The 2,153-nt window shown below is 66.3% G+C and carries 2 protein-coding genes; both read left to right on the plus strand.

Annotated elements, in window-relative coordinates:
- Positions 1-277: 277 nt before the first annotated feature.
- A complete protein-coding gene (locus tag A5714_RS21895) occupies positions 278-1,081 on the plus strand; it encodes a TylF/MycF/NovP-related O-methyltransferase (RefSeq protein ID WP_068068431.1) in 804 nt (267 codons plus the stop codon).
- Between the two features lie 122 nt (positions 1,082-1,203).
- A complete protein-coding gene (locus tag A5714_RS21900; RefSeq protein WP_068068434.1) occupies positions 1,204-2,004 on the plus strand; it encodes a class I SAM-dependent methyltransferase in 801 nt (266 codons plus the stop codon).
- The last annotated feature ends 149 nt before the right edge of the window (positions 2,005-2,153 follow it).

Below are 2,153 nucleotides of genomic sequence, written 5' to 3' on the forward strand. Positions count from 1 at the left end.
TACGCCGAGCGTGCCCGGGAACTGGCCACGCGGATGAGCAAGCCATCCGAGAGCGCGGGCCACGCCGTGGACCTGCTCGAAGAGTTCGCCCGCTCGGGTCGGTGTGTCAACGACACCCGAGTGGGGCGAAGTCGTTAGGCGCCTGGCCCGCCACCTGGCCGCGGCGCCATGCCTGGCCGGTTGGGCCGACGTGGACGGATACACTGCGAAACGCACTGACGGCGTCGACAGGCGTCTAGGCTCATACGGGATCACCGATGCGGAGTAAGGGGCAATTTTGGCCGTGACCGATCACGACACGCGGTTTGCATACCTTGATCTGCTCCGACGCGACCTCACACGCTACGGCAGCGACGAGTTGGTGCCGGTTGGTTTGTACCGCCTGGGCCGCCCCCTGTTCAGCACCCGCAATCTTCTCCTGGTCAAGAAGCGCCCCTTCAACAAGCAGGCGCGTGACCTCGGGCTGGATTGGCCGGCGGACGCGTTGACGATGATCGGCATGCAGCGGCTCACCAGCTTGCAACATTGCGTCGAGACGGTTCTCGACGAAGACGTGCCCGGCGATCTCGTCGAGTGCGGCGTGTGGCGCGGCGGCGCATCGATCCTGATGCGTGCCGTGCTGGCGACGCGCGGCGACGACAAGCGCAGCGTCTGGCTGTGCGATTCGTTCGCGGGCGTGCCGCCCCCGGACACCGTCAATTACAAGGCGGACAAGGGAATCAGGCTGCACCGTCACGCGCGCATCCTGGGCGTCTCGCAGGCCGAGGTCCGCGCCAATTTCGAGCGGTACGGACTGCTCGACGACCAGGTGCGGTTCTTGCCGGGTTGGTTCAAGGACACGCTGCAGGACGCGCCGATCGAGCGCATCGCGGTGTTGCGGCTCGACGGTGACCTCTACGAATCGACCATCCAGGCGCTCGACGCGCTGTACCCGCGGCTGTCCCCGGGGGGCTTTTGCATCGTCGACGACTACCACGCCATCAAGGCGTGTCGTCAGGCCGTCGCCGATTACCGCGAGAAGCACGGCGTCACCGGGGAGATCGTCGAGATCGACGGCACCGGCGTCCTGTGGCGCAAGTAGCGGCAGGCCTCGCGAAACGTCAAGCGTAGGACCGGGTTTTGTCGTCCCGTGGGCGGAAGCGGCGACCGGGATGTAACGCAAAGAGCCCCGCGTTTCCGGATGGCGATGCGCCTTCCAGTGTTATGGTTGCCGCCGTGGCACACGGGCTCAAGGGCGGCACGCGTCTTCGGTTGTGGTGGGTGCGGACCGAGTACTGGCTCGCTCGCACGCTGCTACCCGACGTCTACGCCAACGACGCGCTGGTGACGTTCAACGACCATTCCTTCCTCAAAGACCCCGACTTTCAACGGGCGTACGCCCGTGGTGCGCGCGCGCTTGGCGGCGTCGACTGGTATCAGTGGCAGTGGCGGGTGCATGTCGGACTCTGGGCGGCGGCTAGCGCGAGCCACCTCGAGGGCGATTTCGTCGAGTGTGGCGTCAGCTACGGCTTTTTGAGCACCGCCATCATGGAGTACCTCGACTGGGATCGCCTCGGCAAGACGTTTTATCTCCTCGACACCTTCGCCGGTATCGACCCTCGGTTCGTCACCGACAGCGAGCGCGACTCCGGAGCCGTGGAGAAAAGCCAGGAAAACCTTCGCAGCGGAATGTACGTCGACGGCGTGGAGGGCGTCCGCGCGAATTTCGCGCAGTGGCACAATCAGCGCATCATCGTCGGTCCGGTTCCGGACACGCTCGACCAGGTCGACGCCGAGTCGGTGGCATACCTGCACATCGACATGAATTGCGCTCCACCGGAAGTCGCGGCGCTGCGCCATTTCTGGCCCCGGCTCACCCCCGGTGCCTTCGTGCTCCTGGACGACTACGCCAACCGGGGGCGGCACGAACAGCGCATCGCCATGGACGAGGTGGCCAAGGAGCTAGGCGTGCGCGTCTGCTCGTTGCCCACCGGTCAGGGCTTGATCATCAAACCGGCTCGCTGAGGCCGCGTTCGGGTCAGCGCGGCTTTGCCGCAGCGGCCCTCGACTTACGGCGCACGGCGTCTTCGAATAGATCGGCCGCCGCGGCGGCGCTTTGGGCCGGTGCGGTCATCCGGGTGGCAAGCTGCCGGGCCCGCTCGGCGTAGGCGGGC

Source organism: Mycobacterium sp. E2462 (assembly GCF_001672685.1).
GTDB lineage: Bacteria > Actinomycetota > Actinomycetes > Mycobacteriales > Mycobacteriaceae > Mycobacterium.

Bases quoted from the DNA above. Each gene is read 5' to 3' on its own strand.
- A5714_RS21900 (WP_068068434.1), top strand. From the start codon at position 1,204: ATGGTTGCCGCCGTGGCACACGGGCTCAAGGGCGGCACGCGTCTTCGG.